Origin of the sequence: Leclercia sp. UBA2479, from assembly GCF_002341985.1 — a bacterium.
GTDB classification, from domain to species: domain Bacteria; phylum Pseudomonadota; class Gammaproteobacteria; order Enterobacterales; family Enterobacteriaceae; genus Enterobacter; species Enterobacter pneumoniae.
Genome location: NZ_DDPB01000003.1, coordinates 163010 through 177293, shown reverse-complemented (window position 1 = coordinate 177293; position 14284 = coordinate 163010). Strand labels below are relative to the sequence as shown.

Here is a 14284-nt window from a genome sequence, read left to right as displayed (position 1 = left end):
ATTCGGAAGGAAGAGACAATGAATGACTACACACGCTGGCTTGCGCTAAAAGAAGAACATCCGGGTAAATATGCTCGTGACATCGCAGGCATGATGAGTATCTGCGAAGCAGAACTCACCTCTGCGCGCGTTGGGCATGATGCCTGGCGTCTGCAGGGCGAGATCCGCGAGATCCTTGGCGCGCTGGAGGCCGTGGGAGAAACAAAGTGCATTTGCCGTAATGAATATGCGGTACACGAGCAGGTCGGTGCCTTCAGCAATCAGCATCTTAAGGGTCACGCCGGGCTGGTGCTGAATCCGCGGGCCCTGGATCTGCGCCTGTTCCTCGGCCAGTGGGCCAGCGCCTTCCATATTAGCGAGGTCAACGCCCGGGGCGCGCGTCAGAGCATCCAGTTTTTTGACCATCAGGGCGATGCGCTATTGAAGGTTTACGCCACCGACAAGACTGACGTTGCCGCCTGGGGCGACCTGCTCACGCGCTTTATCTCTGCCGACAATCCGCCGCTGACGCTCAAACCGGCCGACGCCGTCACCTACGCCGAAGGGGCAGATGCCGCTACCCTGGATAAAGAATGGCGCGCCATGACCGATGTGCATCAGTTCTTTGGTCTGTTGAAACGCCATAACCTGAGCCGCCAGCAGGCCTTCCGCCTGGTGAGTGACGATCTGGCCTGCCGGGTGGATAACAGCGCCCTGAGCAGACTGCTGGAGACCACCCGTCAGGATGGCAACGAAATTATGGTTTTTGTCGGCAATCGTGGCTGCGTGCAGATTTTCACGGGTGCGGTCCAAAAAGTGGTGCCGATGAAAGGCTGGCTAAATATCTTTAACCCGACTTTCACCCTCCATCTGCTGGAAGAGACCATCGCAGAAACCTGGGTGACCCGTAAACCCACCGCCGACGGTCACGTCACCAGCCTTGAGCTCTTTGCGGCCGATGGGACGCAAATCGCCCAGCTTTATGGCCAGCGCACCGAAGGGGAGCCAGAGCAGCCCCAGTGGCGGACTCAGATCGACACCCTGCTGCCTAAGGGGCTGGCCGCATGAAAAGACTGTTGGTCCTGATCGCCGCCTTGCCGCTGACGGTTTTTGCCGCCACTCCGCAAAAAATCGTCGCCCTCGGGGGCGACGTTACCGAGATCGTCTATGCCCTGGGTGCGCAGTCGTCGCTGGTAGCGCGAGACAGTACCAGCCTGTGGCCCGCCGAGGCGAAATCATTGCCGGACGTGGGCTATCTGCGTCAGCTCAATGCCGAAGGGATCCTCGCCATGCGTCCGACGCTGGTGCTGGCCAGCGATCAGGCGCAACCCTCTCTGGCCCTGAAGCAGGTTGAACAAAGCCGCGTCGCGGTGGTCACGGTGCCAGGGAGTCCTGACCTGAGCGCGATCGATGAGAAAGTGCGGATTGTGGCTAAGGCGACGCACCGGGAGGCTGAAGGCGAGGTTCTGCGCAACAGGCTGCGCGCGCAGCTGGCTGCGCTGCCTGACTCTTCGCTTCACAAGCGTGTCCTTTTCATACTGAATCACGGGGGAATGACCGCGATGGCCGCAGGCCAGCAAACCGCTGCCGATGCGGCGATCCGTGCCGCCGGATTGCAAAATGCGATGCAGGGATTTACCCGCTATCAGCCCCTTTCGCAAGAAGGGGTGATCGCCAGCCAACCCGATCTGGTGGTGATCTCGCAGGACGGCGTGAAAGCGCTGGGCGGCGAGGATAACCTGTGGACGTTACCCGGGCTGGCACAAACCCCGGCCGGGCGTCATAAACAGCTTCTGGTTATTGACGATATGGCGCTGCTTGGCTTTAGCGTTCGCACGCCGCAGGCCATCCAGCAGCTGCGTACCAAAGCCGGGCAACTCCCCTGATGTCCCGTAAAATCACGCTCTCGCTATGGTTACTGGCCCTTTCGCTGGCCCTCGCGACCCTGCTTGCTACCGGTTTTGGCGCGTTGCGCCTGCCGGTAAGTCTCTTCTGGAGCAGGGGTGACGACGCTCTGCGCCAGATATGGTTTACCATCCGTTTGCCCCGCGTGTTGCTGGCGCTGGTGATTGGCGGCTCGCTGGCGTTGGCAGGCTGCGTGATGCAGGGGTTGTTTCGTAACCCCCTCGCCGATCCGGGCCTGCTGGGGATCAGTAGCGGTGCGGCGTTAGCTGTGGCTTTATGGGTGGTCTTACCGCTCTCTTTACCCGCGCTATTGATGCTCTACGCGCCAATGCTGGCAGCGTTTGTCGGCGCTCTGGCGGCCACCGGAGTGATCTTTATCCTGAGCCAGCAGCGCGACAGTTCGCTGTCTCGCTTGCTGCTGGTGGGGATCGCGATCAATGCCCTGTGCGGTGCCGCAGTGGGCGTATTGTCGTGGGTCAGTAACGATGCCCAGCTACGCCAACTCTCGCTATGGGGCATGGGTAGCCTGGGTCAGGCCCAGTGGTCAACGCTACTGGCGATCACTTCCCTGATGCTCCCCACGGTATTAATTATCTGTCGGTTGGCGTCGGCGCTTAACGTGCTGCAGCTGGGCGATGAAGAAGCACACTACCTCGGCATTGAGGTGCGGATGGTGCAGCGGATTTTACTGCTCTGCAGCGCCCTGCTGGTGGCTGCTGCCGTGGCGGTAAGCGGCGTGATTGGCTTTATCGGGCTGGTGGTTCCCCATCTGTTGCGCATGTGGCTGGGTTCCGATCATCGGGCGGTGATCCCAGGCTCCGTGCTGGCGGGAGCATTACTGCTGCTGATCGCCGATACGGCCGCCCGTACGCTGGTGGCGCCTGCGGAGATGCCGGTTGGCCTGCTGACCAGCCTCCTCGGCGCCCCCTGGTTCCTGTGGCTGATCTTCCGCCGGGGAGGGCACCATGGCTGAGACGTTTGTCGCACAAAACCTGACTTACCGCGTGGCGGATCGGACGGTGATCCGCAACATCTCTCTCACTCTGGCACCGGGTGAACTGGTGGCGCTGATTGGCCCCAACGGAGCGGGGAAATCGACGTTATTACGGCTGCTGACCGGCTACCTGAAGCCCGAGGCCGGGCAGTGCAAACTTGAGGGTAAAGACCTGGCACACTGGAGCGCCCCGGCCCTTTCGCGTACCCGGGCGGCGATGCGCCAGCTCACCCAGCCTGGTTTTGACTGGCCGGTTGAAGCGGTCGTCGCCATGGGGCGTACCCCCTGGGGCTTAACGCCGGACAGGTCAATAATTACGCAGGTCATGCAGCTGACCGGCTGCCTGCCGCTGGCCGGACGTTCTTATTCGGCGCTCTCCGGCGGTGAGCAGCAGCGGGTGCAGCTTGCCCGTGCGCTGGCGCAGCTCTGGCGCAACGGGGCGCCCCGAGGCTGGCTGTTTCTGGATGAACCTACCTCAGCGCTGGATCTTTACCACCAGCAACACATACTGCGTTTATTGAAGCGTTTGACAGGACACGGGCATCTGCATGTGTGCGTTGTCCTGCACGATTTGAACCTCGCCGCGCTGTGGGCAGATCGTGTGCTGTTGCTGCACAACGGCGATCTCGTTGCCGGGGGAACAGCGCAGCATGTTTTACAAGCTGATACCCTCACCCGCTGGTATGGCGCTGAGATCCACGTTGGTACGCATCCTGCCAGCGCTACACCGCAGGTTTTTCTTGCCCCTTAGCTTGAGCAACTCACTTCCAGCCGCTTGCCCCAGTCCGGTGGGCGGCTGACGTAGTCATCATCCCGTTCGGCAAACGGCGTACGAAGCGCCTCATGTAGACGATGGAGTTCGGCATAATCCCCCTGCTCTGCCTGCTCGATAGCGCGCTGTGCCAGCCAGTTACGCAGTATCATTGCCGGGTTGACGGCGTTCATTTGCGTCTGTCGGGCAGCATCGTCCGCATCTTCCAGCTGTAGGCGCTCGCGGTAGAGCGCGAACCACTGGTCGAAGGCCTGGCGGTCAATAAATTCATCCCGCAGCGGGGACGCCGCGCTCTGGCGCTCCGTCTGGCCCAGCATGCGGAAGGTTCGCGTATAGTCACTGCCCTCTTTTGCCATCAGCGTAAACAGCCCGTTCAGGAGGGTGTTATCGCCCTTCTCCTGACGCATCAGCCCCAGTTTGCGGCGCATCAGTTTACCGTACTGCTGCAGCAACACCTCCTGATACTCATCGAGCGCATCATTGAGGGCATCCACGTCGATAAACGGCGATAACGACTGGGCCAGCCGTTGCAGGTTCCATAATCCCACGGACGGCTGGTTATCGAAGCTATAGCGTCCCTGATAATCGGAGTGGTTACAGATAAAACCGGGCTGGTAATCATCCAGAAAACCGTACGGGCCATAATCAAAAGTCAGACCCAGTATCGACATGTTATCGGTATTCATTACCCCGTGCGCAAAACCGATCGTCTGCCAGCAGGCCATTAGCGAGGCGGTGCGGGCGACAACATCACGGAACCAGAGCCGATACTTATCGGCATCGTTCTGCAGGTGGGGCCAGTGATGGGCAATAACGAAATCCGCCAGCTGTCGCACTTTTTCTGGCTCACGGCGATAGTAAAAGTGTTCAAAATGACCGAAACGCACATGGCTTTGGGCTATACGCATCAGCATCGCACCCTGCTCCACCGATTCACGTGATACCGGGGTATCGCTGGTGACGATCGATAAAGCACGGCTGGTGGGCACGCCCAGCGCGTGCATCGCCTCGGAAGCGAGGGCTTCCCGGATGGTTGAGCGCAACACGGCTCGGCCATCCCCCATGCGGGAGTAAGGCGTCAGGCCAGCCCCTTTCAGGTGCCAGTCGACCGTCTGACCATTCGCAAGCTGCTGTTCGCCCAGCAGGATGCCACGACCATCGCCGAGTTGTCCGGCCCAGACGCCAAACTGATGGCCGCTATAGACCTGTGCCAGCGGCTTCATGCCCGGGAGCAGCGTTTCGCCTCCCCAGACGCCAGCCCCTTCGGCTGGGGTAAACAGTGATGCAGGGATATCCAGTTCGTCCGCCAGGGCGGCGTTATGCCAGACCAGACGAGCATTACTGAGCGGCGTGGGTTTCAGCGCGGTGTAAAAACCTGGCAGTTCATCATGCCAGTGAGAAGTAAAAGACAGGGTCATAGATCCTCCTGCCTTTAGTGTAGTGCGTTTATCCGGTGTTAAACACGGGGTAACCTAAGGGTTATCCTGCACCAGAGAGGTGATGTTTTCTACAGATACCGGGGGCCACAGACTCCCCTGCATGGCGCTAAAGCCAAAACCCGATAGACGCTGCAAGGTCTCTTTGTCATCCACTCCAGCCACCATCACCGACTGACAATAAGGTGAAACCTGCATCATGATGGCCCGGATAAAGGGTTCAAACGTTCGATCAGTTAAATGTTGTTGAATGAAGTTTTTATCCAGCGCCACGCGATTAAACAATCCATCGAAAATGGCTTTAGTGGAGGCATCCCCCGCACCAAAATTGGCTAATACCAGCGGAAAGCGAAGCGCGAAGTTCATCAAACTGGTATTTTCTTTTCCTTTATTAAGTTCAGGATAATTCTCATTAACAGTAAACTCGAGTGACGGGTAACGTTCACAAATTGCAATACCATTACCTTCGCTAATTAACCAGGTTACGACCGTAGGGGTAATATTTATCCATGCGGTCAGCTGATGTTGAATAAAAAAGAGTTTACAGCTATCGAGCATTAACAACTTTTCCTGAAACAGCTCAATCTCTTGCCTGGCCGTGAGATACGGCATAACCAGTTCAGTCGGCATACGTACATTTGTAGCCACGCCAACAAAGTTGACGATTATTTCGATTCCGATTAGCGCCCCTGAATCATTGCGGGCTGGCACTATTAACAGCTCAGACTGATAAGCGTTATCCAGCGTAATTATCATTTTCCCGCCCCGTACTTATGACGCTATGTGTCATCCTGAAACATATAGATATGTAATTCAATATCATGGATTTTAATAGGAAGAATTTCATTAGTTCCGTTATAATTTTAGGAGTTTCCTTAGACTCGAAATAATCTTATCCTGGATATCCATTAATAGCCAGTTTTTGATAAGCAACGCATTTACGGCTAATTATTACAACAGAAAATAACGTCGTTGAAAGAATATTGCGGGACTTTTAAAGCAAGAGCGCCATGCGGCGCTACCCATTTATATACGTCTGGCCTGCCAGAAATTTTTACGCCAGTAGACATTATCCAGCGACGAGCGCATCACGCCGCGGCTGGTAGAAGCGTGAATAAACTGGTTGTCGGTATCATAAATACCGACGTGAAGCCCACTCTCGCCCGACCCGGTTTTGAAAAAAACCAGATCCCCTGGGAGCAGGTCATCTTTATTAATTTCGGTGCCTATTTCAGCCTGTTTACGCGTCTCCCGGGGGAGTTGCAAATCAAACTTGTCGCGGAAGGTCATTAACACAAAGCCCGAGCAGTCCACCCCGCCACGACTCATCCCGCCATAGCGGTAAGGTGTGCCGCGCCAGTTCTGCAACTGATCGTTTAGGTTAGCAATGACCGTGATCGAGTCAGAGAGGCGCGCGTTTGGCGGTGGCGCACGATGGCTACTGCACCCGGCCAGAAATAGCGCCACCACAAGGGGAAACCAGAATCGCATTCCAGACGAATCCTCTGCTTTTTTTGTTCTTTCCGTAATTTAGCCTGTCTTAGCGCTACGGCGCAACCTGCGCTTATTCCTGTCCGGTGGAAATGATCATTCTGTGACCTTCGATATCCAGCCGGCGGAATGGCATCCCGTAGGCGCGGGCAAGATTAGGCGGGGTTAAAACCTTGTCTCGCGCGCCGCTGGCGAGCAACTCGCCGCGCTTTAATAGCCATACGCGGTGGGCATGCCGCAACGTATGATTAAGATCGTGGCTGCTCATCACAATGGCGATCCCCTGCTGCGATAGCGCGCTGAGCGCTCTGTCGAGCGCTACCTGCTGCGCAACATCAAGGCTGGTCATTGGCTCATCCAGCAGCAGTAACTGGCCGTGTGGGTTACCTGACGGATGAATTTGCAGGATCACTGCAGCCAGGCGCACTCGCTGCCACTCGCCGCCGGAAAGCTGATTGACATTGCGGGTGAGCTTATCCTTAACGCCCAGCGCGCCCGCAACTTCCAGCAGTAACGACTCCTGGGCTTTATCGTGCTGATGCAGCATCAAATAGTGCCAGACCGGCATGGCAAACGGCGGGGTTTGCTGCTGAACCAGCCAGGCGCGTCGAGTGGCAAGCGAGGCCGGCGACCAGTCGGCCAGCGGTTTATCCTGAAAAAGGATCTCCCCTGCACCGTCTGATAACCCTGACATCCGGCTCAGCAAGGTGCTTTTACCGGCGCCGTTCGGCCCCACAAGGTGAATAATCTCCCCTGCGTTGACCTGCACATCGATCGGCCCCAGCCTGTTCGCCACCGCAACGCCGTTGAGCTGCATCAGCGCCGTCATTAGCTGGCCAGTGCCTTCTCAATGGCGGCAGTGATTTGCGGATCGTCTGGCGTCATATCCGGTGAAAAGCGCTGAATGACCTGTCCGTCGCGGCCAATGAGGAATTTCTCGAAGTTCCAGAGAATATCGTCCGGATAGAGCGGCGCGCGACCTTTGCTTGCCATTCGCTCGTAAAAACCACTGCCCTCTGGAGCGACGGCCGCAGGAGCCGCAGCGATAAGCTTCTGGTAGAGAGGATGACGCTGCTCTCCGTTAACTTCTACCTTACTGAACATCGGGAACGTCACGCCATAAGTCGTGCTGCAGAAGGTCTTGATCTCTTCTTCGCTGCCTGGCTCCTGTCCCAGAAACTGATTGCACGGGAAGCCGAGTACGGTGAAGCCCTCTTGTTCTTTGCTCTTTTGCAGCGCTTCCAGCTGTTCATACTGCGGCGTGAGGCCACATTTTGATGCCACGTTCACCACCAGCAAAACGTTACCTTTATAGCTTTCCAGGGTGGTCTTTTCCCCATCGATGGTCGTCACTTCAGTATGCAAAATATCTGTCGACATAGTTTTACCTCAGGTTGTGTTTCAGGTTGGCGGCGATTAACGTCCGGCCTTTAAGAGTAGCCAGATAAACACCGGTGCGCCCAATGTCGCGGTCACGACACCGATGGGCAGTTCTGCAGCATTCAGCGCCAGCCTGGCGATGATATCGGCCAGCAGCAATATGGCCCCCCCGGCCACCGCCGCGGCAGGCAGCAACAGACGATGATCGGTGATACCGGCTAAGCGCAGCATGTGTGGAATGACAAGACCAATAAATCCGATGGCACCCGCCAGCGCCACGCTGACGCCCACCATCCATCCGATAGCCATCACCAGCGTGTTACGCCAGAAGGTCAGCGGCAGGCCGAGCTGGCGCGCGGAGGTCTCTCCCAGCACTAACATATTCAGCGGCGAGGCTTGCAGGCACGCCCAGAGAATCACCGGTATCAGCAGTAGCATCAGCCAGCCTTGACTCCAGTCGACACCACCAAAGCCCCCCATCATCCAGTACATTAGCTGGCGAAGGTCAAATGAGGTGGAGAAATAGACCGCCCAGGTCATGAGCGCGCTACAGATAATGCCCAGCGCCACGCCTGCCAACAGCAGGCGACTGGAGGAGAGATGTTTGCGGGCGAAGCGCAGCAGGATAGTGGTAATGATCAGCGCGCCGAGAATGGCGTAGAGGCTTAGCGCCGTCCCCGAGAGCGCCCCGCCCCCCAGCATGACTGCCGCAATCAGACCCACACCGGCACCGTTTGAGACGCCCAACAGACCGGGCTCGGCGAGGGGATTATCAAACAGCGCCTGCATAATGGTACCGCTCAGGGCCAGAGCCGCCCCCACCAACACCACCGCCAGGGTACGCGGAAGCCGTATTTGCCAGATGTAAAGACGCGCGTCATCACTAAACCAGGCCTGCGGCGAAATCCACTGCTCACCCGCACACAGGCTAAACACCAGTGCCGCCACCAGCGCCACTATCAGCAACAGTAATTTTCGCAGATCGGCGCGGTATTGATGACGGGCGAATTCGGGCATGGGTATCATTATGCGAATGAATGAGGTGATTGATTTTACGGTGGGTTTACAACAGCGCAAAGAAAAAAGGCCGCAAAAGCGGCCTTTTTAGTTAGTTCATATCACTCTGCTTTTGGCGAAGCGTTTTCGACACGGCTTTTTAACTTCTGTCCGGGTCTGAAGGTCACCACGCGGCGGGCTGTAATGGGAATATCTTCCCCCGTCTTCGGGTTACGGCCCGGACGTTGGTTTTTGTCTCGCAAATCAAAATTGCCAAAGCCGGAGAGTTTTACCTGCTCACCATTTTCCAGAGCACGACGGATCTCTTCGAAAAACAGCTCTACCAGCTCTTTAGCATCCCGTTTGCTAAGCCCAAGCTTATCAAACAGATATTCTGACATTTCAGCTTTTGTAAGCGCCATAGGTTCAATCCCTCAATGATGCCTGGAATCGCTCTTTTAATGCCTCTACACATTTGGCAACGGTAGCGGCAATCTCCTCTTCTTCGAGTGTACGGCCGGTATCCTGAAGGATCAGGCTGATAGCCAGGCTCTTAAAGCCCTCTGCTACGCCCTTGCCGCGGTACACGTCAAATAAGTTTACGCCAACTACCTGATTTACGCCAACTTTCTTACATTCGGCCAAAATATCTGCGGCAGGCACGTTTTCGGCCACCACAACAGCGATATCACGACGGTTCGCCGGGAAGCGAGAAACGTCCTGAGCCTGAGGAATAACGCGGTCTGCAACCTTGTTCCACTCCAGCTCAAACGCCAGCGTACGGCCATTCAGGTCCAGTTTACGCTCAAGCTCCGGATGGATAACGCCAATGACACCAACGCGTTCTCCCTGCAGATAAATTGCCGCACACTGGCCCGGATGCAGGGCTGGAATAGCTTCAGCACGGAACTCAATTTCGGATAATTTACCGGTCAGATCGAGCACGGACTCGAGGTCACCTTTCAAATCGTAGAAATCAACGCTGTTTTTCGTCAGATCCCAGTGCTCTTCGTAGCGGTTGCCGCAAATGGTGCCAGCCAGCATCAGATCCTGACGGATACCGAGATCAGCCTGGGTATCCGGTACGAAACGCAGGCCGGTTTCAAAGATACGTACGCGGCTCTGCTGACGGTTCTGGTTATAAACGATGGTACTCAGCAGACCGGTCAGCAATGACAAGCGCATTGCAGACATTTCGCTGGAGATCGGGCTTGGCAAAATCAGCGCTTCTTCACCTGGATGAACCAGCTGCTGCACTTTCGGATCGACAAAGCTGTAGGTGATGACTTCCTGGTAGCCTTTGTCGTTAAGCATGGTTTTCACACGCTTCAGGGACAGGTCAGCTTCGCGGTGCGAGCCCATGACCAGACCCGCCTGAACAGGGGCGTCAGGAATGTTGTTGTAGCCATAGACGCGGGCAACTTCCTCAACCAGATCCTCTTCGATCTCCATATCGAAACGCCAGCTTGGGGCAACAGCCTGCCACTGATCCTGACCTTCGGTCACTTCGCAGCCCAGACGGCGAAGAATGTCACCTACCTGCGCATCGGCAATGTGGTGACCAATCAGGCGATCCAGCTTGCTGCGGCGCAGCGTAATGGTTGCACGCTTCGGCAGGGTCGCTTCGTGAGTGACATCGATAACCGGGCCTGCTTCGCCGCCGCAGATATCGAGCAGCAAGCGTGTCGCACGCTCGATCGCTTTATACTGCAGTGCAGGATCCACACCACGCTCGTAGCGGTGAGACGCATCGGTGTGCAGGCCGTGACGACGTGCACGACCGGTGATGGAGAGCGGACTGAAGAACGCACACTCCAGCAGCACGTTCTGCGTTTCATCATTAACGCCAGAGTGCTCCCCACCAAAGATGCCGCCCATGGCCAGCGCTTTGTTATGGTCAGCAATTACCAGCGTATCGGCATTCAGTTTGGCTTCGGTGCCGTCCAGCAGAACCAGGGTTTCGCCCTCTTTCGCCATACGCACCACGATGCCGCCTTCGATACGATCTTTATCGAACGCGTGCATCGGCTGACCCAGCTCCAGCAGAACGTAGTTAGTGACGTCAACGACGGCATCGATAGAGCGAATGCCGCAACGACGAAGCTTCTCTTTCATCCACAGCGGAGTTGGCGCTTTCACGTTGATGCCTTTGACCACACGCCCCAGGTAGCGCGGACAGGCGTCTGCAGCTTCAACCTGGATAGGCAGCGTGTCGCTGATGGTCGCTTCAACAGGCACGATTTCTGGTACGTTCAGCTCGGTCTGATTCAGCACGGCGACGTCACGTGCCACACCGATAATACCTAAGCAATCCGCACGGTTTGGCGTAACGCTAATTTCGATGGTGTTGTCATCGAGTTTCAGGTACTCACGAATGTCGGTACCGACAGGCGCATCGGCCGGCAATTCGATAATACCGTTATGATCGTCGGAAATACCCAGCTCAGAGAAGGAGCAAAGCATGCCTTCGGAAGGCTCGCCGCGCAGTTTTGCGGCTTTAATTTTGAAGTCACCCGGCAGTACGGCGCCGATGGTCGCCACCGCAACTTTCAGCCCCTGGCGACAGTTAGGTGCGCCGCAGACGATATCCAGCAGGCGTTCGCCGCCTACGTTGATCTTGGTAACACGCAATTTATCGGCGTTAGGGTGCTGACCGCACTCCACCACTTCGCCCACTACCACGCCGTTGAAAGCGCCCGCAACCGGCTCAACGCCGTCCACTTCCAGGCCAGCCATGGTGATCTGGTTAGAAAGCGCTTCGCTGTCGAGAGAGGTATTCACCCATTCGCGTAGCCACAGTTCACTGAATTTCATTGTTCTGTCCTGCCCTTATTTAAACTGTTTGAGGAAACGCAGATCGTTCTCGAAGAAAGCGCGTAAGTCGGTTACGCCGTAACGCAGCATGGTCAGTCGCTCCATACCCATGCCGAACGCAAAGCCGGAGTAAACTTCCGGATCGATGCCCACGTTGCGCAGTACATTCGGATGCACCATACCGCAGCCCAGCACTTCCAGCCATTTGCCGTTTTTACCCATCACATCCACTTCAGCGGAGGGTTCGGTGAACGGGAAGTAGGACGGACGGAAACGCACCTGCAGATCCTCTTCAAAGAAGTTATTCAGGAACTCGTGCAGCGTGCCTTTCAGATTGGTGAAGCTGATGTTCTTATCAACGATCAGACCTTCCATCTGGTGGAACATCGGGGTGTGAGTCTGGTCGTAATCGTTACGGTAAACACGGCCCGGCGCGATGATGCGAATCGGTGGCTGCTGGTTTTTCATGGTGCGAATCTGTACGCCAGAGGTCTGGGTACGCAGCAGACGGGTCGCATCAAACCAGAAGGTGTCGTGGTCGGCACGTGCCGGGTGGTGACCCGGAATGTTCAGGGCATCGAAGTTATGGTAGTCATCTTCAATTTCCGGCCCGGTGGCGACGGTAAAGCCCAGTTCACCGAAGAAACTTTCAATACGGTCAATGGTGCGGGTAACCGGGTGCAATCCACCGTTCTCTACGCGGCGACCCGGCAGGGAGACGTCGATGGTCTCTGCAGCGAGACGGGCGTTCAGCGCGGCATTTTCTAAATCGGTTTTACGCGCATTCAGAACTTGCTGGACCTGCTCTTTGGCTTCGTTAATCACTGCGCCTGCAGCTGGACGCTCTTCCGGCGGCAGCTCACGCAGGGTGGTCATCTGAAGAGTCAGATGCCCTTTCTTGCCCAGGTATTCGACGCGGACGTTGTCTAACGCGGCAACATCTGAGGCCTGGTTAATGGCAGCCGTTGCACTGGCAACCAGCTCTGCGAGATGTGACATGGTTTTCCTCATTATGTCGGTGCAGACACCGATTTGGTGGACTTAATCTCTCGAATTTAGACACAAAAAAAGCCTCCATCGGGAGGCTTAATTGGCGCTGTTTTTCGTTTCATCTTTCACGCGCTAGCCTCCTGAATTCAGGTGCTAAAGTAAAAGAAGAAGCGGAAAATAGCAGCATTCATGCTTGCGTTACCTTGTGTGGAAAAACCGTTAAGCGCTTATTGAAAAGCCTGCACGGATAAATGTCAATGTTCTGATAAGGTTATACCCCAAATAATTCACGTTGTAACAAGGCGGCAAGAGAGAGAATCCTCAGGCCCTTACATCAGTGACTGAAGTGAACGAACGCAGCCAATGCAGGTACAGCTTGAAGTATGACGGGTATATGAAAAGAGGGAGCAAAGCCCCCTCTTTCAACTGGCTTATGCCAGAGCTGCTTTCGCTTTTTCGACCAGAGCGGTGAACGCTACTTTGTCGAATACTGCGATGTCAGCCAGGATCTTACGGTCGATTTCAACAGAGGCTTTTTTCAGGCCGTTGATGAATTTGCTGTAAGAAATACCGTTCTGACGTGCTGCTGCGTTGATACGCGCAATCCACAGTTGACGGAACTGACGCTTACGCTGACGACGGTCACGGTAAGCGTACTGACCTGCTTTGATAACAGCCTGGAAGGCAACGCGGTAAACGCGTGAACGCGCACCGTAGTAGCCTTTAGCTTGTTTCAAAATTTTCTTGTGACGTGCACGTGCAATTACACCACGTTTTACGCGAGCCATATGTGCTCTCCTGTATCTATATTCTTAGTAAAAAAATTAAACGTTAACGGCTTATGCGTACGGCAGGCACGCGATAACCAGACCCAGATCGCCTTTAGAAACAAGGCCTTTTGGACGCAGGTGACGTTTACGCTTAGTAGATTTTTTGGTCAGAATATGACGCAGGTTTGCGTGCTTACGCTTAAATCCACCACCACCGGTTTTTTTGAAGCGCTTAGCAGCACCGCGTACGGTCTTAATTTTTGGCATCTTAATAACTTCCACTTCGCATTGTTAAATAAACGAAACATAGGCGAGCAAAACCTATGAGGCCCGAAGGCTCCACAGATTTTGCTGCTTGAAGGCCTTACTGTTTCTTCTTAGGAGCGAGCACCATGATCATCTGGCGGCCTTCGATCTTCGTAGGGAAGGATTCGACTACTGCCAGTTCACTCAGATCTTCACGGACGCGGTTAAGCACTTCCATACCGATCTGTTGGTGGGCCATCTCACGACCGCGGAAACGCAGTGTGATCTTGGCCTTATCGCCATCTTCCAGAAAGCGAATCAGGCTGCGGAGTTTTACCTGATAATCGCCATCGTCGGTACCAGGACGGAATTTGATTTCCTTAACCTGGATAACTTTTTGCTTCTTCTTCTGTTCCTTAGAAGACTTACTCTTTTCATAAAGGAACTTGCCGTAGTCCATGATACGACAAACTGGCGGTTCGGCGTTAGGGCTGATTTCAACTAAATCTAC

17 protein-coding genes and 1 other annotated feature are annotated in these 14284 nt (G+C 55.5%); of the genes, 4 read left to right on the top strand and 13 right to left on the bottom strand.

Translation table 11 applies throughout. From position 1 onward, the window contains the following. Positions 1 to 18: 18 nt before the first annotated feature. From B3B59_RS02680 to B3B59_RS02665, 4 genes are read left to right on the top strand one after another with little or no spacing between them, the layout of a single operon-like run. Positions 19 to 1047: a hemin-degrading factor gene (locus B3B59_RS02680; protein ID WP_233802135.1), complete on the top strand. Its 1029-nt coding sequence runs from the start codon at positions 19 to 21 to the stop codon at positions 1045 to 1047. Next, on the top strand, positions 1044 to 1865 hold the full coding sequence (locus B3B59_RS02675; RefSeq protein ID WP_212477942.1) for a heme/hemin ABC transporter substrate-binding protein: 822 nt from the start codon (positions 1044 to 1046) through the stop codon (positions 1863 to 1865). Before B3B59_RS02680 ends, B3B59_RS02675 begins: the two co-directional genes overlap by 4 nt. Continuing rightward, positions 1865 to 2857 (top strand): FecCD family ABC transporter permease, encoded by a 993-nt coding sequence (locus tag B3B59_RS02670; RefSeq protein ID WP_233802137.1) that lies wholly within the window; start codon positions 1865 to 1867, stop codon positions 2855 to 2857. Before B3B59_RS02675 ends, B3B59_RS02670 begins: the two co-directional genes overlap by 1 nt. Further along, positions 2850 to 3629, top strand: coding sequence for a heme ABC transporter ATP-binding protein (locus B3B59_RS02665; protein ID WP_286808030.1), 780 nt, complete (start codon positions 2850 to 2852; stop codon positions 3627 to 3629). The genes B3B59_RS02670 and B3B59_RS02665 overlap by 8 nt, the downstream gene beginning before the upstream one ends. Here the strand turns inward: B3B59_RS02665 and selO are convergent. The 13 genes from selO to infC all read right to left on the bottom strand — a co-directional run. Beyond that, positions 3626 to 5068: a protein adenylyltransferase SelO gene (gene selO / locus B3B59_RS02660; RefSeq protein WP_286808029.1), complete on the bottom strand. Its 1443-nt coding sequence runs from the start codon at positions 5066 to 5068 to the stop codon at positions 3626 to 3628. The genes B3B59_RS02665 and selO overlap by 4 nt on opposite strands. 54 nt (positions 5069 to 5122) lie before the next feature. Further along, positions 5123 to 5842, bottom strand: coding sequence for an EAL domain-containing protein (locus B3B59_RS02655; protein ID WP_286808028.1), 720 nt, complete (start codon positions 5840 to 5842; stop codon positions 5123 to 5125). Between the two features lie 270 nt (positions 5843 to 6112). Continuing rightward, positions 6113 to 6577, bottom strand: a complete 465-nt coding sequence (locus B3B59_RS02650) for a C40 family peptidase (protein WP_040075998.1) — start codon at positions 6575 to 6577, stop codon at positions 6113 to 6115. A 73-nt stretch (positions 6578 to 6650) separates the two neighbouring features. After that, positions 6651 to 7406 (bottom strand): vitamin B12 ABC transporter ATP-binding protein BtuD, encoded by a 756-nt coding sequence (gene btuD / locus B3B59_RS02645; RefSeq protein WP_207293589.1) that lies wholly within the window; start codon positions 7404 to 7406, stop codon positions 6651 to 6653. Next, positions 7406 to 7957 carry a glutathione peroxidase gene (locus B3B59_RS02640; protein ID WP_046885913.1) on the bottom strand — a complete coding sequence of 184 codons (552 nt, stop codon included), beginning with the start codon at positions 7955 to 7957 and terminating at the stop codon, positions 7406 to 7408. Before B3B59_RS02640 ends, btuD begins: the two co-directional genes overlap by 1 nt. A gap of 36 nt (positions 7958 to 7993) precedes the next feature. After that, complete coding sequence (btuC, locus tag B3B59_RS02635; protein WP_212477937.1) at positions 7994 to 8974, bottom strand: vitamin B12 ABC transporter permease BtuC; 981 nt, start codon at positions 8972 to 8974, stop codon at positions 7994 to 7996. A 101-nt stretch (positions 8975 to 9075) separates the two neighbouring features. Next, positions 9076 to 9375 carry an integration host factor subunit alpha gene (gene ihfA, locus B3B59_RS02630; RefSeq protein WP_006820203.1) on the bottom strand — a complete coding sequence of 100 codons (300 nt, stop codon included), beginning with the start codon at positions 9373 to 9375 and terminating at the stop codon, positions 9076 to 9078. Positions 9376 to 9379: 4 nt separating this feature from the next. After that, positions 9380 to 11767: a phenylalanine--tRNA ligase subunit beta gene (gene pheT / locus B3B59_RS02625; protein ID WP_286808027.1), complete on the bottom strand. Its 2388-nt coding sequence runs from the start codon at positions 11765 to 11767 to the stop codon at positions 9380 to 9382. A 15-nt stretch (positions 11768 to 11782) separates the two neighbouring features. Further along, on the bottom strand, positions 11783 to 12766 hold the full coding sequence (gene pheS, locus B3B59_RS02620) for a phenylalanine--tRNA ligase subunit alpha (RefSeq protein ID WP_286808026.1): 984 nt from the start codon (positions 12764 to 12766) through the stop codon (positions 11783 to 11785). A gap of 62 nt (positions 12767 to 12828) precedes the next feature. Then, positions 12829 to 12953: a sequence feature (Phe leader region), on the bottom strand. After that, complete coding sequence (pheM, locus tag B3B59_RS02615) at positions 12904 to 12948, bottom strand: pheST operon leader peptide PheM (RefSeq protein ID WP_001386830.1); 45 nt, start codon at positions 12946 to 12948, stop codon at positions 12904 to 12906. (Overlaps the previous feature by 45 nt.) 235 nt (positions 12954 to 13188) lie before the next feature. Next, positions 13189 to 13545: a 50S ribosomal protein L20 gene (gene rplT / locus B3B59_RS02610; RefSeq protein WP_000124850.1), complete on the bottom strand. Its 357-nt coding sequence runs from the start codon at positions 13543 to 13545 to the stop codon at positions 13189 to 13191. Positions 13546 to 13596: 51 nt separating this feature from the next. Beyond that, a complete protein-coding gene (rpmI, locus tag B3B59_RS02605) occupies positions 13597 to 13794 on the bottom strand; it encodes a 50S ribosomal protein L35 (protein WP_003030583.1) in 198 nt (65 codons plus the stop codon). 97 nt (positions 13795 to 13891) lie between these two features. Then, the coding region (gene infC / locus B3B59_RS02600; RefSeq protein ID WP_286808024.1) for a translation initiation factor IF-3 at positions 13892 to 14284 on the bottom strand (393 nt) is incomplete at its 5' end.